This is a genomic window from Xenorhabdus sp. TS4 (assembly GCF_014467265.1).
GTDB lineage: Bacteria > Pseudomonadota > Gammaproteobacteria > Enterobacterales > Enterobacteriaceae > Xenorhabdus > Xenorhabdus ehlersii.
On sequence record NZ_NKHQ01000024.1, the window covers coordinates 199,872 to 224,707 of the forward strand.

The following is a 24,836-nucleotide window of genomic DNA, read 5'->3' on the forward strand; positions in this document are numbered from 1 at the left end:
GTCACGTGAATGCAATAATCCAAATGATGAGAGGATATGATGATTTGGCTTCCCTATCGGGGTAATTTAGAATGGAATTCCCATATCCCGCTATTTTTCAGGAGCTTTTATTAATGAGCCAGTCCGAAACGCTTTACTCTCAGGCAAAACATGTGATCCCTGGTGGAGTCAATTCACCCGTACGTGCTTTTAACGGTGTTGGTGGGACACCTGTTTTTATTCAACGTGCTAATGGTGCTTATCTTTATGATGTTGATGGCAATGCCTATATCGATTATGTCGGTTCATGGGGGCCAATGGTTCTTGGACATAACCACCCGGCTATCCGCAACGCCGTCATTGAGGCCGCGGAACGTGGTTTGAGTTTTGGCGCACCAACCGCCGCCGAAGTGGAAATGGCAAAACTGGTCACTGAACTGGTGCCTTCCATGGATATGGTTCGTATGGTGAATTCAGGTACAGAAGCCACCATGAGCGCCATTCGTCTGGCTCGTGGTTATACCCACCGTGACAAAATCATTAAATTCGAAGGTTGCTACCACGGCCATGCCGATTGCTTGCTGGTAAAAGCCGGATCGGGTGCCCTGACTATCGGTCAGCCAAACTCTCCAGGCGTACCCACTGATTTCGCTAAACACACCCTGACTTGTGTTTACAATGACCTGAATTCTGTCCGTGAAGCCTTCGAAAAATATCCAGAAGAAATCGCCTGTATTATCGTCGAACCCGTCGCAGGTAATATGAACTGCATTCCACCGTTACCAGAATTCCTGCCGGGTCTGCGTAAATTGTGTGATGAATTTGGTGCACTGCTCATTATTGACGAAGTGATGACAGGTTTTCGTGTCGCACTAGGTGGTGCACAAGAATATTACGATGTTAAACCAGATTTGACATCTCTTGGCAAAATCATCGGTGGCGGTATGCCTGTAGGTGCTTTTGGTGGCCGTCTGGAAATTATGGAAAAACTGGCACCAACTGGCCCTGTTTATCAGGCCGGAACTCTTTCGGGCAACCCAATTGCGATGGCGGCTGGCCTTGCTTGCCTGAAAGAAGTTGCCCAGGTTGGTGTTCATCAGCGCTTGAGCGAACTGACTGACAAACTGGCGGATGGTTTAAAAAATGCGGCATCAGCAACCGGTATCCCCTTGGTTGTGAACCACGTTGGCGGCATGTTCGGTATCTTCTTTACCAATGCGGAAAGCGTTACCTGTTATCAGGATGTCATGAGGTGCGATGTAGAACGTTTCAAGCAGTTCTTCCACTTGATGCTGGATGAAGGCATCTATCTGGCTCCTTCTGCATTTGAAGCGGGTTTTATGTCCATCGCTCATTCAGAGGAAGATATCCAACGTACTGTTGATGCGGCAGCACGTTGTTTTGCAAAACTGCAATAAAATATTTTGCTTTCCCAAATCCCAGACGTCACTATTCGCCTTATCAGTGACGTCTTCACACCAAAGCCCGTATCGCCTGAATAGCTGACATCACCGCCAACACGCCAAGTAATATTAGCATTAACCAGCGAAAATGATGTTGACTGATACGCGATCTTAGGCGTGTACCAATAAAGAGAGAAAGCAGAGATAAAACCGTTAATATGAGTATCGGCCATAAATAGGTTGAAGAAAACAATTCGAACGCTTCCTGGCGTAACACCACTAATTGACTGATCTTGCCAAGTAAAAAGCATAAATTGGCTGCCCGTGCAATTTCATGGCGATCACTGCTCATTGCCAATAAACACATAATCAGGATAGGTGACATCGCATTGGTTGCCCCACCAATAATCCCAGCGGCTAAACCAAACAGCGACAAAATAATTGGATTGTCCGGCAAATGGAAATGACGGCTACGAGTACTGCTGACAATATAAAATGCAATGACACCACTCAATAATAATTGCAAGTAGGCCGGATTAATTAAGAATAAAAGTTTCGCTCCGATAAAACTGCCAATTAATGAAAAAAGTGCCAATAAGCCATATTTATGGAATACCTTACCAATCTTTCCACCTGAAATAACGCTTAAGATACTCACCAATAAAGTCGGCCATAAGGCTAATACCACCGCCTCTTTTAATGGCATAAATAGACTTAACGCTGTTGTACTGGCTATCGGAAAACCGATCCCGCTGATACCATGCAATAATGCCGCAGTAATAAAGAGTAAGGATAAGATAAGGATATTCAAAGTGTTATGCCCACTGATTCAAGATGTTTCGTTTTCCAACGATAATACATTTAATTAAGCTCCCTACTCATTTTCGAGTCGGGAGCTATATTTTATTATTTGTCAAAAAATTATCACTGACCAAACATCTCACGTAGCCAGCCAGGCGCTTCTTCTTCATTCTTCTCTATAGGCTGCTGTACTGATTGCTGGCACAGCTTCTGCGAATCATCAGTCCAAACCGGTAATACTCTGATACCGCTTCCTTCACAGTTGAAACTACCATCTTCATTGACTGACATATCCACAATCCCTTCCGGTGGACGGTTATTCAGTTCCAGTGGCGTTTCATTTTCCAGATAACGACGGTAAATCGTCAGTGCCCCCGTTGCTCCGGTTAAATTCGTCGGGCCATTGTTATCACGTCCAGTCCAAACAATCGCGACTTCTTTACCATCAATGCCTGTAAACCAACTGTCACGAAGATCATTGGTTGTTCCAGTCTTGCCTGCCAGGTGATATTTGCCATATTTTCCTGTCAGTGAGCGCCCTGTACCTCTCTCTACCACCTGCTGCATACCGTATAGCGTCAGATAAGCAGCCTGTGGCGGCACAACACGCTCTGCCTGTGGATAGCTCTGGTAAATCACCGTACCATCTTCAGCAATGATAGAGCGTAACGCAGAAAGTTTCGCCCGATTACCACCACTGGCAATAGTCTGGAATTCTTGTGCCATTTCCATTGGCGTTAGGTTAATCGCTCCCAACAACATAGAAGGGTTCTGTTGGATCTCTTTCGCAGGAATACCCAGTGCAATCAGGGTACTGGAAATGCGATCTAACCCAACATCCAGCCCCAAATTCACTGTCGGCACATTCATCGAACGTGCTAACGCGTCGATCAACATGACACGCCCACTGAAAGTACGGCTAAAGTTCTTCGGTTTCCAAGGCTTTCCGCCCGCCTGAGGGATAGAGATAGGTTCATCTGCCAGCCAGGTATTCAGGCGATATTGATCCGGTTGACTCAATGCGGTCAGATAAGTGGCTGGTTTGGCAAGCGAACCAATCAAACGACGGGCATTCAATGCTCGGTTAAATCCGGCATATTGTGGCTGGGAGCCGCCAACCATGGCACGAACCTCACCGCTGAAACGATCAACAACGACCATCGCCCCTTCTAAATCATCAATCTTGCGGGCTTTTCGCAGGGCAGAAACGCCCTCTTCAATAGATTTTTCCGCCGCATCCTGCGAAACAGGATCGAGGGTCGTAAATATCTTCACTCCTGATAAATCATTGACTTTATCGCCCATCTTTTCCTGCAATTCCTGACGAACCAATTGCATAAAGGCTGGCTGTGGCGTAATTACCCCACTTTTCGGTTTTACACCTAACGGACGGGCACTGAGTAGATCATACAGCTCTTGATCGATGATTTTTCGGTTTTGGAGGATTTTCAAAACGATATTGCGCCGCTCCAACGCGGACTTAGGATTACGCCATGGGTTATACCACGAAGCTCCCTTGACCATTCCCACCAGCAACGCCTGCTGATCCAAACTCAGTTCATCAACCGGACGCCCAAAATAGTACAAACTCGCCAATGGGAAACCATGGATCTGCTCATCACCACTTTGTCCTAAAAAAACTTCGTTCAAATACAATTCCAGAATGCGATCCTTGCTATAACGTGCGTCCATCAGCAACGCCATATAAGCTTCATTCGCTTTACGACTCAAGGTACGTTCGTTGGAAAGGAACAAGTTTCTCACTAATTGCTGCGTCAGGGTACTGCCCCCCTGAACCGTACGTCCTGCCGTCAAGTTAGCTAAAAACGCACGGGCGATGGAAAGCGGCCTGACGCCATCATGTTCATAAAAGTGCCGATCTTCTGTTTCCAGTAAAGTCTGAACCAGTAAATCAGGAAAGCCAGAACGCGGGACAAACAGACGTTGTTCACCATTCGGCGATTGCATCATTGTGATCAATTTTGGATCAAGGCGGAAAAAACCAAACTGGCGATGGTTTTCCATGTTTTCAATGCTGGCAAGGTGGTTATTATCAAAAATTAATCGTGCCTGAATTTGCTCTTCTTTACCATCAGGGAAATCAAATGGGCGGCGTAGCATCTCTATGCTATTCCCCCTGACTACAAATTCACCTGCTCGGGTCATTTTTGTCACTCTTCGATATTGCATACCTTCCAGCAGATGGATCATTTCGTCTTTGCTGTAATTCATGCCGGGTTCAAGATTGACCATCCGTCCGTACACGGCGGCCGGTAAATCCCAGACTTTTCCGTCAATACGCTCGCGAATTTTGTTATCCAGATAGAAGCCATAAATGACAATGAGTACCGCTAGCACAATAAAGATCTTTAGCAGCAACCATAAAAACCAATGCCCTCCTCTTTTAGGTGGGCGGGACTTAGGACTACGGGCGTTCTTCCCTTTTTTAGTCATGACTTCATCCTCATCATCGTCATTAAAATCATCATTTTTATCATAGTCATCCCGCCGATCGCGTTTGTTAGATGTTTGTCCACGACGAAGTTCAGATTTTTTACCCTTGCGTCCGATTGGCTGACGATCATCATCAGACATACCGAATTCTCCAAATGTTTATTAATTAACTGAAACAATTACATCTGTTTTTTCACACGCCTGGTCGGTGCCGTGTTGGCAGGATCATCAGGCCATAAATGTTTGGGGTAACGCCCTTTCATCTCTTTTTGCACCTCACGATAAGTTCCCTGCCAAAACGCGGCGAGGTCTTGCGTGATCTGTAATGGACGATGGGCAGGAGATAACAACTCAATAACAACCGGAACCCGTCCTTTCGCCAATACTGGATTTTGCTGCTCTCCGTACATTTCCTGCATTCTCACTGCCAGTGCAGGAGGTTTATCATGGAAATACTGGATAGTGATCCTGCTCCCAGTTGGCACAGTGTAATTAGTAGGCAATTCATTATCCAGTATTTGCCGTTGTTGCCAATCAAGCAATCCCATCAAACAGGAGGACAGCTCAATCTGGCGCAAGCCTTTCAAGTCCTCAACACCATCCAAGGCAGGAAGCAACCACTGTTCAAGAGAGTCCAACAACGCTTCGTCATCAACCGCAGGCCACTCCACCTCCGGTAACCATTCTGTCGCCCTTTGCAGGCGAATACGCAACTGTAACGCTTCCTGTGACCAATTCAATGCCGACAATCCTTCCTGCCTGACCCAATTCAGCAAGGCTTCCTGTAATTCTGATGCCGAAGGTTTTGCCAATGGCTGGGCTTTGACAATTAATCGCCCACATTGCAAACGCTTCCACGCCCGTAACGAACCTTTACTATCATCCCACTCTACGGTTGTATACTCAGTAAACAGAAGAGGGTGTCGCTTTATGGTCTGTTCAATCTCCAACGGGCAGGCAAGCAAAATCCGTGCATCAGGATGGCTGCTTCCCTGCTGTAACGTAGGGATCACCAACCAGGCCTCTCCCGAAAGCGGCTCTTCACGTTCCAGTGCTACCCCTAAGCCATTAGCTAATTGAAAACGCCCAAGATTATCGCGGTTTTTGGCTATCCGGTCTGGGAAACCCTGCACCAATAGTTCAGGCACAAGATCCAATCTGAGATTTTCAGGGTGGCTTATCAGATGATTTGTAAAATTCCTGACGAGCTGATTGGCTCGTTGCTGCCAATGACGTTGATTCGTCGTCATCCAATAGAGAAGATCAGGCTGTCCACGACGCGGTGGTTCTTCCAAAATGGCAACCAATTTCGCTGCCGTTATCAATGCTGCACAGCCTTCGCCTTCTTTACCTTCGCTCTCCTGAGTTGAACACAGTATTGCAGCCAAACGCGGTTCACTGCCGAATTCTGCCATTTGCCAACCACGGGAAGTCAGTTGCTGGTTGTCGTCCAACGCTCCCAGACGAAGCAACAGGGATTCTGCAACCGCCAATGCGGGTTGTGGTGGATTGTCCAGCCAATGAAGGTGGGTGCTATCACGGCATCCCCACTGCAATAAAGAGAGCAGTAATCCACTTAGATCTGAATGTAACATCTCCGGCTCGCTATGCTCTCTGGCTCTTTCTGCCTGATCCTGACTAAATAAGTGCCAACAGACACCTGCCTCTAATCGCCCAGCCCGCCCTGCTCGCTGAACCATAGATGCTTGGCTGATGCGTTGAGTAATCAAACGCGTTAGACCAGTCTTCGGTTCAAATCGACCAGATCGCTCCAGTCCGCTGTCTACCACTAGGCGGATACCTTCAATCGTCAAACTGGTTTCTGCAATATTGGTGGCGAGCACAATTTTACGCATCCCGACAGGCGCTGGCGTTATTGCCTTGCGTTGTTCTGCCAACGACAATGCACCATATAATGGACACAATAGCGTATCGTCATTGATCTTGCCTTCCAATTGCGACAACACCCGCTGAATTTCACCGATACCGGGCAGAAACAGCAACAACGATCCCGTCTCCTGCTGCAATAATCGCAATACCGCCGATGCAACTGATTGTTCAAAAGATTGATGAGAAGGAAGTGGATGATATGACCTCGTTACCGGATAACTGCGCCCTTCTGACACAATCACCGGCGCATCGGGTAATAAAGCAGAAAGGCGCTGGTTATCCAATGTTGCCGACATTACCAGGATACGCAAATCATCACGCAACCCTTCCTGTACATCCAGCAGCAGTGCCAATGCAAGATCGGCCTGTAAGCTACGCTCATGAAATTCATCAAGAATGACGAGAGAGACACCACTCAATTCAGGATCTTGTTGCAGCATACGCGTCAGAATCCCTTCGGTCACAACCTCAAGCCGTGTTGCAGCACTGACTTTGGTTTCCGAACGCATCCGGTAGCCTATAGTCATACCAACAGGCTCATTGAGTTGTTCGGCAAGACGCTCAGCCACACTACGTGCAGCAATACGCCGTGGTTCCAGCATAATAATGCGCCCCGACAACTGCGCCTGCTGTAAAATTGCCAATGGCAATCCGGTCGATTTTCCAGCTCCCGTTGGTGCATGTAATAACACTTGCTTCGATGTTTGCAATGCAGCAATAACGGAGTCCACGACGTTATAAATGGGTAATAAGTCACAAATGGGCAATGACAAAGGATCACCATAATGAATTAACTTTCAATGGATGCCATTGTAGCATTAGCGCCTTTGATTTCATTCGCCCACCGGTTATGAAGGAAAGTTTATGGAATTTTCACCGCCCCTAAAACCTGCTACCTTAATCCGCCGCTATAAACGCTTTCTTGCGGATGTCCTCACGCCAGAAGGTGAAATACTCACTATACACTGTGCCAATACGGGTGCCATGACAGGATGTGCCACGCCAGGGGATACCGTGTGGTATTCCACATCCGATAATCCCAAACGCAAGTACCCCAATAGCTGGGAACTAACGCAAACCCAAGATGGTCACTGGATTTGTGTCAACACCCTCAGAGCCAATGACCTGGCCTATCAAGCTATTGAAAAAAATACCATTTCAGAATTATCTGGATATGAGCACATGAGTCGTGAAATTAGCTATGGAAAAGAGAAAAGTCGTATAGATTTATTGTTACAATCAAAACAAAAGGTTAACTGCTATATTGAAGTCAAATCAGTCACATTGTTACAGGAAAATTATGGATATTTTCCTGACGCTGTCACAATTCGAGGGCAAAAACATTTACGTGAGCTATCATTGATAGCACAACAAGGCCAGCGTGCTGTTTTATTATTTGCTGTTTTACATTCTGGCATCAGTCAGGTTGCAGCAGCAAAACATATTGACCATGATTATGCTGTTCTTTTGGAACAAGCATGCCAATCAGGGGTCGAAGTAATCTGTTATAAGGCCAGCATGACAGAAAACGGGATGGTTATAAGTGACAAATTACCTTTCGTATCAATGGGATAATTTGTAAACAAATCATACTGACGAGAGGGGTTTTGCAACATATTTAGGCAGTAAACATGCCTGCCTTCACACCATTGCAAAACTAATGGCAGGAACAATTGCCAACCTCGCAGTCATCTGCTATTTATAGCGGCCTATTTTTTTCCCCCTCTTGTCGGGGGGTCGTTTGATAGTGCGTGTGTAAGGAGAAGCATTATGCAAGAAGGGCAAAAACGTAAAACCTCGTCCTTGAGCATTCTCGCCATCGCTGGGGTAGAACCTTACCAGGAAAAGCCAGGCGAAGAATACATGAACGATGCCCAGTTAAAGCATTTCAAGCTGATTCTGGAAGCATGGCGCAATCAACTCAGGGATGAAGTAGACCGTACTGTATCTCATATGCAAGATGAGGCAGCAAACTTCCCTGATCCAGTTGACCGTGCGGCGCAAGAAGAAGAGTTCAGTCTTGAATTACGTAATCGGGATCGTGAGCGTAAGTTGATCAAAAAGATCGAAAAAACGCTGAAAAAGGTCGAAGAAGAAGACTTTGGCTATTGTGAAGCCTGTGGGATTGAAATCGGCATCCGCCGTTTAGAGGCTCGTCCAACAGCCGATTTATGTATTGACTGCAAGACGTTGGCCGAAATTCGTGAAAAACAAATGGCTGGCTAACCAATAGGGTTAAGTACGGCGCTAAATGCGCCGTATGCCCCTATGTTGAATCCACTATGACTCAATCTGGACATTCCTCGTTATATATTGGGCGGTTTGCTCCATCTCCTTCCGGCGATCTCCATTTTGGTTCTCTGGTAACTGCACTAGGTAGTTATCTGCAAGCCCGTGCCTGTCACGGAAAATGGCTGATGCGTATTGATGATATTGATCCCCCACGGGAAATTCCCGGAGCAGACAAACGGATATTGCAAGCTCTTGAGCATTATGGGCTTTACTGGGATGGTGAGATACTCTATCAATCTCAGCGTCATGACGCTTACCGTGCCATCCTCGATCAATTAAAACAGCAAGGAGATAGCTATTACTGTACCTGTACCCGCCAACGCATCCAACAACTAGGTGGTTTTTATAATAGCCACTGCCGACATTTACCTCTGCCAGCTCACAACGCTGCAATTCGTCTAAAACAGCACCATCCGATTTATGGTTTTTACGATAAATTGCAAGGCCATATCACTGTGCCCACGGAAATGGCTGAGGAAGATTTCATTATTTATCGCAAAGACGGTTTATTTGCCTATAATCTTGTCGTTGTTATTGATGATAACTATCAAGGTGTCACTGAAATTGTCAGAGGAGCGGATTTAATTGAACCCACGGTTCGTCAGCTGTCTCTATATCAGCATTTAAATTTTGCAACACCAGATTATGTGCATTTACCTCTCGTGCTAAATAAAGAGGGAAATAAACTTTCTAAGCAAAATCATGCCCAGCCGATCCCATTGAGCGATCCAAGGCCATTGCTTATTGATGCGTTATCATTTTTAAATCAGCCCACTATCGCAGGCTGGCAGGATCTCACGACAGATCAACTGCTACAGCAAGCTGTCGTCGGTTGGAATATAAACGCGGTTCTGCCAAAAAAACCTAGCTAATAGACTAAGTTAAATAAAGTCTTTCTATTGGTACTGTAAGCATTCTCAAAAAATGTCCAGTAAGTTATGATTGGCGGCTGTTTTTTGTTTTAATTGATCAGTCACTACCGAGGTGTACCATTTTTAACCGAGTAGCAACTTTCTGCCGTAATTTATTAATCCGCGATCACAGAACAAAGCGCGTAACACCGGCAGTCAGTGAAAGGCCAGTCACCGTATCTGACCATTCTGCTCAAACAGAGAGCAGTCCTCTGCGTCAACGTCGCAGAGGGAATCATTCATCTTCATCACATGCCGAAAACGACAAAATGAAGAAAAAATCCGTCAGGGCAATACCTTCGGACTCCCCGATCACGGTGATCCCACGCGACCAGCACCCAATTTCACGCAAGGACATCAGTGATAATGCCTTGAAGGTTCTGTACCGCCTAAATAAATCAGGTTTTGAAGCTTATCTGGTCGGTGGTGGAGTTCGTGATCTACTACTGCACAAAAAACCCAAAGATTTTGATATAGCGACCAACGCTACACCTGAACAAGTTCGCCAACTGTTCCGTAACTGTCGCCTTGTCGGACGTCGTTTTCGCCTTGCCCATATCATGTTTGGCCCTGATGTGATTGAAGTTGCCACCTTCCGCGGGCCACATGATCAAATTGAAAACAATGACCGCAACCAGTCACATAAAGCCCAAAGCGGCATGTTACTGCGGGATAATATTTTTGGTTCAGTAGAAGAAGATGCTGTTCGTCGCGATTTCACGATCAATAGCCTCTATTATGGCATTGAAGATTTCTCACTACGGGATTACGTTGGTGGCATGGCCGATCTGAATGCAGGTATCATTCGCCTGATTGGTGATCCAGAAACGCGCTATCGGGAAGACCCCGTGCGTATGCTGCGGGCTGTCCGTTTTGCCAGCAAACTGGATATGACTATCGAGCCAGCTACCGCTGAACCTATCCCGCGCCTTGCATTTCTGTTGAAAGATATTCCAGCAGCACGTCTGTTCGAAGAATCTCTGAAACTGTTACAGACAGGACAGGGTTACAAGACTTATAAACTGCTGCGCGAATATCATCTGTTCCAGCCATTATTTCCGCTTATTCAACCTGGTTTCACCCAACGTGGTGATTCGTCAATGGAAAAGCTGTTGACACAAGTGCTGAAAAATACCGATTTTCGCTTACAAAGTGACAAAAGAGTGAATCCCGCGTTCTTATTTGCGGTCATGTTATGGTATCCATTGATTGAACATGCGGAAAAATTGACACAAGAAGGCGGATTACAGTATTACGACGCCTTTGCGTTAGCAATGAATGATATTCTTGATGAACAGTGCCGCTCTATTGCGATCCCGAAACGCCATACCACAACCATGCGCGATATTTGGTTGCTTCAGCTTCGCTTGCCGCGCCGTCAAGGAAAACGAGCAAATAAATTGATGGAACATCCGAAGTTTCGTGCTGCATATGACTTACTAGAATTACGCGCCAGCATTGAACCACGCCATGAACTGAAAGAACTGGTGCAGTGGTGGACTGCATTCCAACAATCAACTTCATCACAACAGCGCGAAATGATATCCGATCTGGGCAGCGAACCCATTCGCCGCAGGACACGCCCCCGCCGTGGTGGACGCGTTCGCCAGAACAGGAATAACGGTTATTAATATGACTCGAGTCTATATCGCCATTGGCAGCAATCAGGCCGATCCTTTGCAGCAAGTCAATAACGCACTTGCTGCCTTAAGCAAGATCCCTGATACCATTTTTGTGGTGCGATCATCTTTTTACCGAACCAAACCAATGGGGCCACAGGATCAGCCAGATTACCTCAACCTTGCCGTTGCATTGGAAACCCAATTACCTCCAGAAGCATTGCTTGATCACACCCAAGCAATCGAACTGGAACAAGGACGCGTTCGTAAGGACGAACGCTGGGGGCCAAGAACGCTCGATTTGGATATCATGCTGTTTGGTAATCACATCATCAACACCGAACGCTTGACGGTTCCCCACTATGGGTTAAAACAGCGTGAATTTATGCTTTATCCACTTGCAGAAATCGCACCAGACCTTGTGTTTCCCGATGGAGAATCCCTGACAGAGCAATTAAAAAAAGTTCCGGAAAATGGCCTGATGCTTTGGTTGTAGCTTGTAGTAGAAAGTAGAGAGGCAACTTAAAAAATAGAGGGTATAACTATTCAGGAGAGAATAATGATGAAACCAACAACTCTGGCTGATTTAAGTCAGTTAAAAAAAGAAAAGCGCAAATTTGCAACTATCACAGCTTATGATGCCAGTTTCGCCCACCTTTTCGCTGAACAAGGCATTAGTGTCATGCTCATTGGTGATTCACTCGGCATGACCATACAGGGGTTCGACTCTACCCTGCCGGTTACCATTGAAAATATCTCCTACCACACCCGAAGTGTTCGCACTGGCGCCTCTCATGCTTTTCTCATCGCAGATATGCCTTTCATGAGCTACGCAACCCCCGAACAAAGTTTTGACAATGCGGCTGCACTCATGCGTTCTGGTGCCAATATGGTCAAAATTGAAGGTGGAGACTGGCTATGTGATACCGTCAAAAGGCTGACCGAGCGTGCCGTCCCCGTTTGCGGCCATTTAGGTCTGACACCACAATCAGTCAATGTACTCGGTGGCTATAAAGTTCAGGGGCGTGATGACTCCTCAGCCCAAAAGTTATTTGACGATGCTATTGCTTTGGAAAAAGCAGGTATGCAACTCCTGGTGTTAGAATGTGTTCCGACTGCACTGGCGCAGCGTATCACTGAAGCCCTGGAAATTCCGGTTATTGGCATTGGGGCAGGCAATATGACTGACGGTCAAATTCTGGTTATGCATGATGCCTTGGGTATCACCGCAAGACCACCCAAATTTGCCAAAGACTTCCTCAAAGAAACTGGCAATATAAGGGATGCTATCCGCCTATATATTGAACAAGTAGAAAGCGGCGCCTATCCCGACCAGGCACACTCATTCAACTGATTATTCCCCAGCATGACGACGAATTAAAGGAGTACAGCAATGCTGATTATAGAAACGATCCCAATTTTACGCCGGGAAATCCGTCGCTGGCGCCAGGCGGGCAAGCGTATTGCCTTCGTTCCCACGATGGGAAACTTGCATGATGGTCATATGGCGTTAGTTGATACCGCCAAAGCACAGGCTGATGTTGTTATCATCAGTATCTTCGTCAATCCGATGCAATTTGATCGAGAAGACGATCTGGTCAATTATCCTCGAACCTTGCAGGAAGATTGCGAAAAACTAAGCCGTCGCAATGTCGAGTTGGTATTCGCCCCTAATACTAACGAGATGTACCCACATGGTTTAAACGGCAACCAAACTTTTGTTGAGGTACCAGAACTCTCTTATATCCTTGAAGGTGCCAGCCGACCAGGACATTTCCGTGGCGTCACTACCGTTGTCAGCAAATTGTTCAACCTGATCCAGCCCGATCTGGTTTATTTCGGCGAAAAAGATTTCCAACAATTACAGATTATCCGCCAGATGATTGCCGATATGGCTTACGATATTACATTGGTTTCCGTGCCGATCGTCCGTGATAAAAATGGATTGGCGCTGAGTTCACGTAATAGTCTTCTGTCCGCTGAAGAGAAAAAAACTGCGCCTTTGCTGAACAAAATTATGCAATCTATGGCAGAAAGGCTGAAAAATGGCGAACGGGATACTGAACGACTCATTGAACTGGCATCTGCACACTTGCGGGAAGAAGGCTTTATGCCGGATGAGTTATTTATCCGTGATGCAGAAAACCTGATGCCATTAACGGCACAAAGTAAAAAAGCCGTGATCCTGATGGCTGCATGGTTAGGGCAAACAAGACTGATTGATAATCAGCAGGTTGATTTGGCTGACTGATTTTAATTGTGGGATATATGTGTGTCCCTCACTCCGCCGCAATCAACGGCGGAGTATTATATTTTGGCTATTAAGTTCTTAGCCCTCGCCCTGATTCAATGAGATACCAGGCCAATGCATAGAATCCAACAATAAAGATCCCCAACATACCTAATGTCATCGCCAGAGAAACATCCATAATACCGAGAAAACCATAACGGAAGCCGCTGATCATATAGACGATCGGGTTAAGCTTTGACACTACCTGCCAAAAAGTAGGCAACAGGGTAAGGGAATAGAATACGCCCCCCAAATAGGTCAACGGAGTCAGAACAAATGTTGGGATGATACTAATATCATCGAATGTTTTCGCAAAAATGGCATTCAATAGCCCCGCCAATGAAAATAGGATCGAAGTTGCCAGTAAAGTGATAACCACCATTCCCCATGAATGTATCTGCAACGGTACGAATAATAGGGAAACCAATGTCACCAGAATGCCAACGCATACCCCACGAGCTACCCCTCCCCCAATAAATCCAGCAATGATGACATGGGTTGGAACCGGAGCAACCAGCACTTCTTCAATGCTGCGTTGGAACTTAGCACCAAAGAAAGATGAAGAAACGTTAGCGTAAGAGTTGGTGATCACTGACATCATGATCAATCCAGGCACAATAAACTGCATATAACCAACTCCCCCCATTTCGCCAATGCGGGAACCAACCAGGTTGCCGAAGATAACGAAATAAAGGGACATCGTGATCACTGGCGGCAATAATGTCTGTACCCAAATACGACCAAAACGGGTAACCTCTTTAATCCAAATGGTTTTCAGAGCCACCCAATATAGTTGGATCATTAACTATCTCCTTGATTACTATTGGTTAATCCGACAAACAGCTCTTCCAGACGATTCGCTTTATTACGCATACTGCTGATTTGTATACCCTGCGTACTTAACTGGGAGAAAACATCATTTAATCCCTGCCCACGTTTTACATCCACTTCCAGTGTTACTGCATCAATCAGACGGTAGTCGTAGCCTTCAACAACAGGATTTGCTTCTTTTGGTAATAAATCCAGCAAGAATGTTTCACTTTCAAGTTGGCTAAGCAGGTTTTTCATGCTTGTGTTTTCCACCAGCTCGCCATGTTGGATAATGCCGATGTTTCGGCACAACATCTCAGCCTCTTCAAGGTAGTGAGTCGTCAGAATGATGGTAGTTCCCTGCGCATTCAATTCTTTCAAAAATTCCCACATAGATCGGCGCAGCTCAATATCTACTCCCGCCGTAGGTTCATCAAGAATTAACAATTTTGGCTGGTGCATTAAGGCACGGGCAATCATTAAACGCCGTTTCATACCACCAGATAAACGAATTGCCCGCTCGTTGCGCTTTTCCCATAGATCCAATTGAGTAAGGTAGGTTTCCACCCTCTCCTGTGCCACATTGCGCGGGACACCATAATATCCCGCCTGGTTTAATACAATCTGAATCACCGTCTCGAATGGGTTGAAATTAAATTCCTGTGGAACAAGGCCAAGCTGCCGTTTGGCATTAACGAGATCCATATCGATATCGTAGCCAAAAACCTTGACCTTACCCCCACTTTTATTAACCAAAGAACTAATAATACCTATCGTGGTGGATTTCCCTGCACCATTTGGCCCCAAAAGCGCGTAGAAATCGCCTGCTTCTACACGCAAATCAATTCCTCGCAGCGCTTTTATTCCACTCTCATAGACTTTCGTGAGCTGCCTCAATTCCAATGCGTAAGCCATAAGTAAAAAATACCTTTATTATTTGCTATTTCTGACTGCTGAAAAATAGAAATTATGCCATTATTTTTCCCCTATTTCTTAGCAATGGTAGGGGGTAAAATAAAAAACATTCTTCAATTAAATGTTAAATTCTCAATTAATGTCGTATATGATTCTATCTCAAAAATGTTATCAGGCTATTAGTTATGATGAGAAAAATTGAAGAGCTGTTTGCCAGGAACAAACAGTGGTCAAAGTCCGTAAACGAAGAAAACCCAGTTTTTTTCAAAGAATTATCAAAATCGCAAAAACCTCATTTTCTGTGGATAGGCTGCTCTGATAGCCGAGTACCTGCCGAAAAACTGATTGATGCAGCCCCCGGCGATCTTTTTGTTCATCGAAACGTCGCTAACCTCGTTATCCATACCGATTTAAACTGTTTATCTGTTGTACAATATGCCGTTGATGTTTTGCAGGTTGAACACATCATCATCTGTGGTCACTACGGTTGTGGTGGTATTGAAGCTGCCGTAGATGGCACTGAATTGGGCTTAATCAATAACTGGCTGCTCCATATCCGTGATTTGTGGTACAAACACAGTTCCATGCTTGGTGAGTTACCTCCTAACGACAGGCTGAATCGCCTGTGTGAATTGAATGTCATTGAACAGGTTTACAACCTTGGCCACTCAACCATTATGCAATCCGCATGGAAACGCGGGCAGAAAGTGATGATTCATGGTTGGGTATATGGTTTAAAGGATGGTGAATTACATGATCTGGATATTACAGCTGACAGCCGTGAAAAATTGGAACTTAATTACCGTCAGGCTATTTCCAAGTTATCCCAGACAAAATAGCAGATCGAAGGACAACCTATTAATTATAAAAAACAAATGGCAGCAAAAAAGCTGCCATTTGCTTATGCCGAATTGATTATTTCTGTTTGTCGCAAAAATTAATCTTCTAACAGGGTGACATGCCCGATATAAGGCAGATGGCGATAATGCTGTGCATAGTCAATGCCGTAACCGACGACAAATTTATCTTCAATTGAATAACCAATCCACTCAACTGGAACATCGACTTCGCGACGAGATGGTTTGTTCAACAAAGTACAAATCGCCAGTGAATTAGGCTCACGCAACGCCAGAATCTCGCGGATTTTGTTCAGTGTATTGCCTGAATCGATAATATCTTCAACGATCAACACATCTTTACCACGAATGTCTTCATCCAGATCCTTGAGGATTTTCACATCGCGGGTAGAACTCATCTCATTGCCATAGCTGGATGCAGTCATAAAATCCACTTCGTGGGGAACCTGAACTTCACGGCATAAATCTGCCATAAAGATAAATGACCCTCTCAACAGGCCAATCAATACTAATTCACGATCGCTATTACGATAGTGCTCTGTAATCTGTTGCCCCAGCTCAGCAATACGTTGCTTAACCTCCTGCTCGGAGATCATTACTTCTACAATATGTTTCAATTTTCACATACCCATTTGTTTTAAAACAATAAACTCATCTTTAATTATGTGATAAATCACCAATATTGATACACCGAGTGATATACAGTTAGTCGCACAAAGGCGGACACATAAGCAAACATGAGAACAAAATATTTGCGGAGTATACCAGAAGGTATCGATTGCGGTAAAAGAGGAAGCTGGGCTTAGATGAACGTCTATCGACAAAAATCATCGTCAGTGAGTAGGTTGGTACACTGAACGTTTCGATCTTATGAAGAGGTTGCAGTGTATTTCGTCGGGAGTTATTGAAATGGCTGTTAATTGGTATCCCTACCAGTGAGAAGATACCCCGTTACGGTTATCTTCCCTGTGACTTCAAATTGCAGTCAGGCTATTGACTTATTGCGAGCCTTACGCTCAATGAGTTGACCATTAATATCAAAATAGCGACTAGGCCAGATTTCTGAGGGATGTAATTCGAGACGCTCCGCAATAATCCATTCGCCTTTCGGCCATGGTCTGCTGAGCGTATTTGCTAGTGTAGATGAACTGAGGCCAGATTCACGAGAAACAGCCGCTAAGGTTGTACCGCGTTTACGTAATGCAGCGATGATATCGGCTTGATGCCAGTCGTTTTTGGTATTGAACATTCCTGCTACCCCTTCCATTAATTAATATTGATGGTGGCGATTCAAACAGGGTTCTCACAACTGGGAACTATCTTCCAGCGAGGCCGAAGCCTCCCCCGTCTGAACCGCCATTGAAAGGGCGATAGCAGACACACTGGCAGAAACTTCCTACCAGTGGATAGTTCTTTACAAGGGTGAGAATCCTTGACCACTAGATTTTGCTAATGGCGGGGCTACTTTAACTGATTGGTTTATCTGGTTCAATAAGCGAACCAGTATAAACGCTTAACTTTTTACGTCATATCCTATTAGATACCTCAAGGTTCTATTGCTGTTTGCACTTGAAAATTTGCCATGTGTCAAAATTCATCAGAGACTTTTTCGTTCTGTTATAGTGTGATTAGTGCGTTTTGTTAGCGATGGGAGAACTTATGATATTTCGGAAAAGTATCGTTTAGACGTCCATGTCCAGATTGGTATGAGGTCAATACATGGCTACAAACCTTGTCATCCTTTTGGCAGTTCAGGCCACACAATATCAGGCGCAGTAGAGCAATCAATTCTACTGAGTAACACCCTGTATTTACGCCATTCTATGAGTATGGCTTTCTCTTCATCTGTAGCGAGGCTTAAATCAACGGCATCCTGACAGATATCAATTTTTTCATTAGCTGCTCTCAGTAACTCCTGTTTTTGAAATTCAGCATGTTTTTTTAATTCATCTACCGTTAATGGAGGCAATGGAGGAAGTTTTTCCCATGTGGGCAATCCGTCATTTCCAATGATCCGAGTTTTGCCTATTGGTGGTGTGGCAGTGTATTTTTTGAAAACCGATTCATCAACATCAATTCCATCATTAGGCCATATACCAGATTTTATATAATCCTATTTCAATATGTATGGATAAAATTCATTATTAGAATATTGATATTTCATAAGAATTATTCCATCAATATCCAATCGCCAACCACATAACAGATTGTTTTGTTGGTATATTGGGCAATTCTCCTGCTTTGATCGGACGCCTCATAGGAATTGCAGCCCATGTATTACTATTCATATCTGATGCTAAATGGAATAGTGCAGTGGATGGATCTGAGACACCCCATAGTGTTACAAGCATACATGATAGCTCATGAGGGAATGGTATAGGGAAATGAGCATCAGCATAAAAAAATCCTTCATTTTCCCTTGAAAACCAAGATCTACCATATTGGATAATTCTACCATCAGGCATTTTGAACCAATTAGCCCCTGACGTGAAAAATGACATATCCGGTATCTGGTTAGGTCCATTTCCTATAGTTCTATAAACCAGTTCTGATAAATCTAGATTCTTTACAAACTCTGCTTTATCAGGAATATCTGCGCCGTTCTGTTCTTTTGACAAACGAGTGTTAGCATTATCATTTGCTACCTTTATTGCTTTAGATGTTGCTGCATGAGTTTCACTATCGCTACAAACATCATTACTGAGAGTGACAAAACCTCTATCGTCCAAAGTTGCATAAGGATGATTACGACTTGCGGCATGTTCTTCAATTGCTTCTTTGATTGCTTTTCTGACATCGTCCATTGTCGGAACTACTACGGAGCTATTACTATCTTGAGTACTCATAATTTATTCCCTCATTTAATCAACAATACACATTGCTAAATAACATGAAGGCGGTGGGATACTTCTCCGCCAGTGAACATCAATAAAATCGGTTCATCAATATTGGAGAGTACGGCTTGATTTCATTCAGTGGATGAGTTGCATGTTTTAATGGCAGGATGACATAAAATAACAGATGAATAATTAATCAATTTCATCAGATGACTGATAAAACTTAGTAAAATATCTCACCTTTTGAGCATTTGATTTAATTAAACCCCATCAAAACTATCCAGTCTCTGCTGTTGCTCTTCACTTAAGTTAAACGCAAACTCTTTATGCTCCACCTGCCATGTCCCAAAGCTCATCAGAAACGCAATTGCAGGATCTATCTTATTGGCGGATTTCTTCTTGTTCGGTTTGATATTGGCGTTCGCGTCTGTCTCCATCACGACATTAGACATCGCCCACACCAGTACCGGATCGCCGTTGTGACGAATGATTTTACGGTTAACGAACACCTCAGCAGATTTCGCTACTGGGCTAAAACGCATATAGGTTTGCGGAAAGGGTTCAACATCAAGCCCCGCGCCTTGTAATTGGGTTCGTAGGTGAGTGGCGTTCCATGTATCAAAACCCACCAGCTTGATATCAAAGTGCTGGCTGTCTTTAAGAATATCATCACGGATACGATCATAATCAATGCAGTCGCCTACAGTGGTGCGTATCCAGCCCATTTTTACCCACTGTCGATATACAGCGCGATTCTTATTGGCAGGATTCTGTAGCTGGACTTCGGGCAGATAATGGCGGGTCAGCAATAACATTTCATTATCCGATGCCGCAATCTGCCTGCCCTCATGCCTTCCCCTCCGCTTGTTTCTTGATTTCCACTGTCTGTTTCCATGCCTGACTAAATTCATCGCCACCAGCACGGGGCGATAATCCCTCCCGTTCACGGGCTTCATTCGGGCACATGACACCGGATTTAATCGCCGTCTCGTAACTTTGGAAGCGTTCTTTCGGATTTGTTCGCAGCAGGTCGGCGGTATCAAATTCCACTTGGTAACGAATGCCGCGTTTCGGTGATGCCATCAGCAAAGCAGCTTTGATTTGTTGCTCAAAATTAGCCAGCCACGGGCGCATAGTGATGGTCAGAAAGGCGCGGGACGCTTCACTAAAGTTGCTGTAGATGCTGTTCGAATACTCTTGCAGAAAGATCGGACTGACGTTGAACATACGGGCGATATCTTCAATGGTGAAACGACGAGACGCCAGCCACTCGGCATCTTGGTTACTCATGCCTAATTGTTGATATTCCATGCCACCCTCAAGAATGGGCGTTTTCCCAGCATTGCGAGCGCCTTTATAACGTTCGAGGGCTTCCAGTGCCTTATTTCCCTTGATGCCATCCAGCCAGTCAGCGGCTTTAATCATGCCTGCTGCCATCATGCCTTCTTTCATAATGCTTGCCCCGTGGCGCTGTTGTGCCAGACCTAAGCCCAATGTTTCACGGCAAATCGTGACAGGCGAACGCCCTAAAAAGCCATCTTCGGTGGCATAACGCAAATGCAATACTTCTTCCTGTAGATAGGTTCTGATTTTGCCGCTATAGGGTTCGGTGATGGTGTAGGCAAATCGGTGATCGGATAATCGCTGTGGGACAACCGCTGACGGCGGGTAAGGGTGTAATGATTGTGGCTGTCCGTCTTTTCCCCAGACGATGACTGCATACGCATTGCCATTTAACAGGCAATGGCGCATTAGCGTTCGCTTAAACTGAAATGGGGTCTGGCAGTCATTCGGGCATTCATTAAGCAAATAATCTACGGGATGATCACTCAACCATTCGCGGGATTCTTTGCCGTGCAGGTGCTGAATCCGATAGAGATAACAGGGCATGGTGGCGACCGCTTCACTAATCACTGTGACGGCATTCATCACGGCAGGTAAACCCTCGGCGGTTGAGGGGGAAACATGCTCGCCGGATTTGGTATTAGACATACCCGCCAGAGAAAGAAACTCATCAATACTGATACTACGAGTCTCAGCGGCTTTACGCTTAAAAGGCCACATAACTACACCTCAGACAGTTGCAGCCAGTAATGGCGCAAATCCACATTGCAGGGCTTGGCTGCGTTTAATGAGCGTTTGGCAATTTCAACGCCACTTTCAGGATAGGCAGGCAAACTGGTGATGGTGATTTCCCGAAGTTCGGCTTCTAAAACAGTTCTGACATACGGTGTTTGGCTGGTATCCCACTGATCTTTAACGGCACGAAAACCAAAGGACATACCGGAAATATCACCCCGTTCAACCAACGCCAGTACATCGCGCCCCAATTGGGTATCAGGCGGGGTTAACTCAAAGCGTAATCCGGTGGCATCTTCGGCAAGCTGCAATGTACCAGACGTAGTACGGCCTAACAGGTTCATGTGATCATGCTCATACAATGCCCTGACATCTGCACTCGCTGTTAAGCTGGCACTAAATGCATTCGGGGCGAACTGTTCGACAAACTCATCCCACAAGACTTGTGATCGGCTGTTCCACTTAATCACATAGCCTGTCAGTTTCTTATCACTGGCAGAAAGTGATGCCGTTCTTAATTCAATATTATTCATTCGATAGACTCCAAGACTACAAAGGGGCATCGTGCCCCTTGCTATTAACCCGCTTTAGTGCCTTTGATTTCCAGCACCTTGATTGCGTTGGAGTCCACCAGCCCACCACCCAAATATTTATCAGTATGTACCTTATAGAATCCCGGTTCGGTGATATTGTCAGGACGGGTACGAGTGCCCGTTTGATGGTCAACGATGAAGTAACCACGTTTGAAATCCCCCAGAGCAATGATGTTATCCGGCATAAATTCGAGATAATGGATAGGCAAGCCCAGCAACATATCAGGATCACCCGCTTGCAGACGTTCGCGCCAGATGTAATCTCCATTGCCGTTTTTCAGCTTCTGCACCTGAGCCGCTGTTGTCGAATTCATCACCCAAACAGCATTCTTACGGGATTTGTTCTTGAGTAGGAATTTCAGGTTGATGAGGCTATCGGCTTCCAGTTTGGCAGCATCCAGCTTTTGCAGTGTACCGAACGCACGTATCTTGTCGGCTTGAGTATCACGGGGATACGACAGGAAGCCTTTTGCTTTCTTGCTGCCGTCACCACTGACAAGATCGGTTTCTTCGGTATCAACAAAGGTGTCAGCGATTTCTGAGGTTAACCAGCCCAGAATATCGACATCGCTAAAATCGATGATTTCTTGGGTAGTCTTAGGATAAGCATAGATAGGAAACAGTTTGATGCTGACTTCTTCCATCTTCGGCGTGGCTGTCTCAGCGCGTACCTTGCCTTCTTCCCCGTGGGCAACGGCTGCGCCACCGACCGAAACAAGCTGTTTGTATTCGTTGCTGCGCGTGGTCTTAATCGTACAAATCCGGCGCATGACAGACTCATCAGCTAATTGCTGCATGATTTGTTTGTTCAGCTCAGGGATAACGGTATAGCCACCGTCTGCCGGGATACCCGTAGACAGGTAACGTGTTTCCCCAGTCAGAATATAGTGACGCAGCTCGTCATTACTGAGTGTTTTATTGGTCGGCTGGTTTTTCCCTACCTGATTACGTTCTTCATCAGACAACACCTCATAACGAGCGATTTCTGTATTCAGGGTATCTGATTGGCTGCGCAGCTCGTCGAACTGTTTGGCTTCATCGGGATTCAGTGAGCGCTTTTCGTCTTCGGCTTTGGTAAGCAGCGAACGCATTTGATGAGTTAAATCGGCTTTTTGCTGGCGTAATTCGAGTAGTTTTTTCATGGTGTTTTTTGGAATAGTTATTTTCTTTAAAACACTATTTAACACCGTGAAAAATAATAAAAAAGCCTCTGTTATTTAGAGGCTAAACAAGGGGAAACATGAAGACAGAATATTTACAAACTTTTTCATTTACAAAGTGATAAATTTTTTACGTAGGTTGTTGGTGACATCCACGATATTTTATCACATGTAACATACCCCTCGTTTTTTAATTTATAGCTAACATACAAAGATATAGGAAAGCTAATGAAAAATGATGCAATCATCAACATGCTCAGGTATTTAACAATTATCTTATTATATTTTGGCAGCCTGTCGAATATAAAGAAAAAAACAGAACCTGATATGGAATAAAACAATAGAGGGGAAGATATAAAACCTATAACAACAGAGCTAGAAAATGTTATTTCATCCTCCATAAGGATTAATGAAAAAACACTTTTACTCACTAGATACATCATAAATGTGAGAAATAATAAAAGTATTAATCCAGCTAATGCTTTTAAATATTTGTTATTCACCTGATGTTTCCCATTGTATTAAAGAAATATTGTAAATCGGCTTCCCGTGTTCTTGGCTTTCTTTTCATTTCTTCTTTTAGAAATGCTATTACTTTATCACTTATTCCATATTGTTTATCAAGAACGTCTAAACCATAAGCTACCACAATTCCAGTAATCAAAACTATTCCAGCAACAGCAATAATGCTACCACCTACAATAGCCGTCGCTGTTAAAAGTGTACCGACAGCCCAAGAAGAAGCAGCAACAATAGCGGTTTTAGCCATATCCATTGTTATGTTGCCAATAAAATCAGCTAAGGTATATTCATCCTTAAAAATACTTTCTATTATGCGATATCCAATAGAAAAAATAATACAAAATCGAACACCCTTAATAATACTTGCATTAAGGCCTTGTTGTCCTATTCCCATTGCTAACATTTGGGGATGGCTAGCACCATATCGTGTTCCCCTGACGAGACGTCTAAGGCCTGCATGACCTGACAGGTGAATATATTTTTTTCCATTTTCTCCCATATAGGTTTTTGCAGTAATGCTTAACCGCTTGAATTCTCGGCAAATGTCAGAGAACCCAAATGAGTCATAGATATTTCCAGCATAAGTAGAAATAGGATCTGTGATAGAAAATAAAGACCAAGCTGGTTTTTCTTTATGGCGTTCTACTTCTGTCCCCCTTGCAAAGTCTTCGCCATAAATTGGATTTCGTGGAGGACTAGGATTAATATCTTCGATAATACTTTGAGCTTGAGCCAATGTGAGCACATAGTGATATTGGGTATTATCACTTAATACCTTTTCCAATCCTATAGAATCAAAAAACTCATGTTGAGGGGTTAACTGGTTAATTCCCACTTTCCCATTTAAGTAATCGCCAAGATAGCCATCCCAAGTAGGGTTATAATTTTTGCGCCTTGTCATTTAATAAAATCTCCATATTATTTCATTTTGAAATTAGTATGATGGTAATAAAAATAACTTTTCTCAGGGTGCTCCCCTAAAAATCTTTTTAGAGCCATCGATTGTGCATGTATAGCAATTAAGACGGTATTCACCAGCTATACACCTGTTCACCTAAATTTTCCAACTATGTATAAAGTGCATAATAGATGTACATTTTGGTAATAATTATACATGCTATTTTTATATTTAATATCATAAAAATACAGGGTTTAATGCACCGATTGTATAGTTAAACCTCAAAAGCTATTATGGTATCGTACTGAGATATCTATGCTCAGGCATTTTTTCTATAGTCACTTTGGATATTATTTCAATTGAATTAATCAACCATGAAAGTGATTTGTTTTCTAACATTAATGGGAGAGCTATAGCTCTTCCATTATTTAAATTAATATCAATTTAAATAAAAATCATCTAAATATTTATTTGCCTTTTTTACTAATATGTTACTTGGTGGTGTTAATTTAAAGATGAAGATAAA

Annotated in this window: 23 protein-coding genes and 1 pseudogene; 9 read left to right on the forward strand and 15 right to left on the reverse strand. The window is 44.3% G+C overall.

The genetic code is table 11. From position 1 onward, the window contains the following. The first annotated feature begins 113 nt into the window (after nucleotides 1-113). The gene (hemL, locus tag Xets_RS12285; RefSeq protein ID WP_099131708.1) at nucleotides 114-1,397 is read left to right on the forward strand and encodes a glutamate-1-semialdehyde 2,1-aminomutase; all 1,284 of its coding nucleotides are present in this window, start codon (nucleotides 114-116) and stop codon (nucleotides 1,395-1,397) included. A gap of 55 nt (nucleotides 1,398-1,452) precedes the next feature. Here the strand turns inward: hemL and Xets_RS12290 are convergent, their stop codons facing one another. The 3 genes from Xets_RS12290 to hrpB all read right to left on the reverse strand — a co-directional run bounded on the left by Xets_RS12290 (nucleotide 1,453) and on the right by hrpB (nucleotide 7,300). Next, entirely contained in the window at nucleotides 1,453-2,193 is a 741-nt protein-coding gene (locus Xets_RS12290) for a sulfite exporter TauE/SafE family protein (RefSeq protein ID WP_187651745.1), read from the reverse strand. Between the two features lie 113 nt (nucleotides 2,194-2,306). Further along, nucleotides 2,307-4,778 carry a bifunctional glycosyl transferase/transpeptidase gene (gene mrcB, locus Xets_RS12295; RefSeq protein ID WP_099131561.1) on the reverse strand — a complete coding sequence of 824 codons (2,472 nt, stop codon included), beginning with the start codon at nucleotides 4,776-4,778 and terminating at the stop codon, nucleotides 2,307-2,309. Between the two features lie 38 nt (nucleotides 4,779-4,816). Next, a complete protein-coding gene (hrpB, locus tag Xets_RS12300; protein ID WP_099131560.1) occupies nucleotides 4,817-7,300 on the reverse strand; it encodes an ATP-dependent helicase HrpB in 2,484 nt (827 codons plus the stop codon). A gap of 91 nt (nucleotides 7,301-7,391) precedes the next feature. On the opposite strand from hrpB, the gene sfsA reads away from it, so the two are divergent. The 7 genes from sfsA to panC all read left to right on the forward strand — a co-directional run bounded on the left by sfsA (nucleotide 7,392) and on the right by panC (nucleotide 13,600). After that, the gene (gene sfsA / locus Xets_RS12305) at nucleotides 7,392-8,102 is read left to right on the forward strand and encodes a DNA/RNA nuclease SfsA (RefSeq protein WP_099131559.1); all 711 of its coding nucleotides are present in this window, start codon (nucleotides 7,392-7,394) and stop codon (nucleotides 8,100-8,102) included. 195 nt (nucleotides 8,103-8,297) lie between these two features. Then, entirely contained in the window at nucleotides 8,298-8,753 is a 456-nt protein-coding gene (dksA, locus tag Xets_RS12310) for an RNA polymerase-binding protein DksA (RefSeq protein ID WP_074019168.1), read from the forward strand. A gap of 56 nt (nucleotides 8,754-8,809) precedes the next feature. Next, nucleotides 8,810-9,691, forward strand: a complete 882-nt coding sequence (gluQRS, locus tag Xets_RS12315; protein ID WP_099131558.1) for a tRNA glutamyl-Q(34) synthetase GluQRS — start codon at nucleotides 8,810-8,812, stop codon at nucleotides 9,689-9,691. A gap of 308 nt (nucleotides 9,692-9,999) precedes the next feature. Continuing rightward, nucleotides 10,000-11,361 carry a polynucleotide adenylyltransferase PcnB gene (pcnB, locus tag Xets_RS12320; RefSeq protein ID WP_208638600.1) on the forward strand — a complete coding sequence of 454 codons (1,362 nt, stop codon included), beginning with the start codon at nucleotides 10,000-10,002 and terminating at the stop codon, nucleotides 11,359-11,361. Nucleotide 11,362: 1 nt separating this feature from the next. Beyond that, on the forward strand, nucleotides 11,363-11,845 hold the full coding sequence (gene folK / locus Xets_RS12325; RefSeq protein WP_099131556.1) for a 2-amino-4-hydroxy-6-hydroxymethyldihydropteridine diphosphokinase: 483 nt from the start codon (nucleotides 11,363-11,365) through the stop codon (nucleotides 11,843-11,845). A 66-nt stretch (nucleotides 11,846-11,911) separates the two neighbouring features. Beyond that, nucleotides 11,912-12,703, forward strand: coding sequence for a 3-methyl-2-oxobutanoate hydroxymethyltransferase (gene panB / locus Xets_RS12330; protein WP_099131707.1), 792 nt, complete (start codon nucleotides 11,912-11,914; stop codon nucleotides 12,701-12,703). A 39-nt stretch (nucleotides 12,704-12,742) separates the two neighbouring features. Then, nucleotides 12,743-13,600: a pantoate--beta-alanine ligase gene (gene panC, locus Xets_RS12335; RefSeq protein WP_187651746.1), complete on the forward strand. Its 858-nt coding sequence runs from the start codon at nucleotides 12,743-12,745 to the stop codon at nucleotides 13,598-13,600. A gap of 70 nt (nucleotides 13,601-13,670) precedes the next feature. Here the strand turns inward: panC and Xets_RS12340 are convergent, their stop codons facing one another. Together Xets_RS12340 and Xets_RS12345 are read right to left on the reverse strand one after the other, a co-directional pair. Continuing rightward, the gene (locus Xets_RS12340) at nucleotides 13,671-14,441 is read right to left on the reverse strand and encodes an ABC transporter permease (RefSeq protein ID WP_099131554.1); all 771 of its coding nucleotides are present in this window, start codon (nucleotides 14,439-14,441) and stop codon (nucleotides 13,671-13,673) included. Continuing rightward, nucleotides 14,441-15,364 carry an ABC transporter ATP-binding protein gene (locus Xets_RS12345; protein WP_099131553.1) on the reverse strand — a complete coding sequence of 308 codons (924 nt, stop codon included), beginning with the start codon at nucleotides 15,362-15,364 and terminating at the stop codon, nucleotides 14,441-14,443. Before Xets_RS12345 ends, Xets_RS12340 begins: the two co-directional genes overlap by 1 nt. A 185-nt stretch (nucleotides 15,365-15,549) precedes the next feature. Here Xets_RS12345 and can point away from each other — a divergent pair, with 185 nt between their 5' ends. Further along, entirely contained in the window at nucleotides 15,550-16,203 is a 654-nt protein-coding gene (gene can / locus Xets_RS12350) for a carbonate dehydratase (RefSeq protein ID WP_187651747.1), read from the forward strand. A 98-nt stretch (nucleotides 16,204-16,301) separates the two neighbouring features. On the opposite strand, the gene hpt is transcribed toward can, so the two are convergent. The 10 genes and pseudogenes from hpt to Xets_RS12400 form a co-directional block, all read right to left on the reverse strand. Beyond that, nucleotides 16,302-16,838 (reverse strand): hypoxanthine phosphoribosyltransferase, encoded by a 537-nt coding sequence (gene hpt, locus Xets_RS12355; protein ID WP_187651748.1) that lies wholly within the window; start codon nucleotides 16,836-16,838, stop codon nucleotides 16,302-16,304. Nucleotides 16,839-17,206: 368 nt separating this feature from the next. Further along, the gene (locus tag Xets_RS12360; RefSeq protein WP_187651749.1) at nucleotides 17,207-17,470 is read right to left on the reverse strand and encodes a helix-turn-helix transcriptional regulator; all 264 of its coding nucleotides are present in this window, start codon (nucleotides 17,468-17,470) and stop codon (nucleotides 17,207-17,209) included. Nucleotides 17,471-17,956: 486 nt separating this feature from the next. Continuing rightward, nucleotides 17,957-18,328 (reverse strand): tail fiber assembly protein, encoded by a 372-nt coding sequence (locus tag Xets_RS12365; RefSeq protein WP_187651779.1) that lies wholly within the window; start codon nucleotides 18,326-18,328, stop codon nucleotides 17,957-17,959. 70 nt (nucleotides 18,329-18,398) lie between these two features. Then, on the reverse strand, nucleotides 18,399-19,067 hold the full coding sequence (locus Xets_RS12370) for a tail fiber protein (protein WP_187651750.1): 669 nt from the start codon (nucleotides 19,065-19,067) through the stop codon (nucleotides 18,399-18,401). Nucleotides 19,068-19,318: 251 nt separating this feature from the next. After that, a pseudogene (locus Xets_RS12375) lies at nucleotides 19,319-19,882 on the reverse strand (terminase TerL endonuclease subunit); the annotation flags it as partial. A 22-nt stretch (nucleotides 19,883-19,904) separates the two neighbouring features. Further along, entirely contained in the window at nucleotides 19,905-21,122 is a 1,218-nt protein-coding gene (locus tag Xets_RS12380) for a phage portal protein (RefSeq protein ID WP_187651751.1), read from the reverse strand. Between the two features lie 2 nt (nucleotides 21,123-21,124). Then, on the reverse strand, nucleotides 21,125-21,670 hold the full coding sequence (locus tag Xets_RS12385) for an HK97 family phage prohead protease (protein ID WP_187651752.1): 546 nt from the start codon (nucleotides 21,668-21,670) through the stop codon (nucleotides 21,125-21,127). 44 nt (nucleotides 21,671-21,714) lie between these two features. Beyond that, a complete protein-coding gene (locus Xets_RS12390; protein WP_187651753.1) occupies nucleotides 21,715-22,872 on the reverse strand; it encodes a phage major capsid protein in 1,158 nt (385 codons plus the stop codon). Between the two features lie 125 nt (nucleotides 22,873-22,997). Further along, nucleotides 22,998-23,393, reverse strand: coding sequence for a DUF1240 domain-containing protein (locus tag Xets_RS12395; RefSeq protein WP_187651754.1), 396 nt, complete (start codon nucleotides 23,391-23,393; stop codon nucleotides 22,998-23,000). Beyond that, nucleotides 23,390-24,313 carry a hypothetical protein gene (locus tag Xets_RS12400; RefSeq protein ID WP_187651755.1) on the reverse strand — a complete coding sequence of 308 codons (924 nt, stop codon included), beginning with the start codon at nucleotides 24,311-24,313 and terminating at the stop codon, nucleotides 23,390-23,392. Before Xets_RS12400 ends, Xets_RS12395 begins: the two co-directional genes overlap by 4 nt. Between the last annotated feature and the right edge of the window lie 523 nt (nucleotides 24,314-24,836).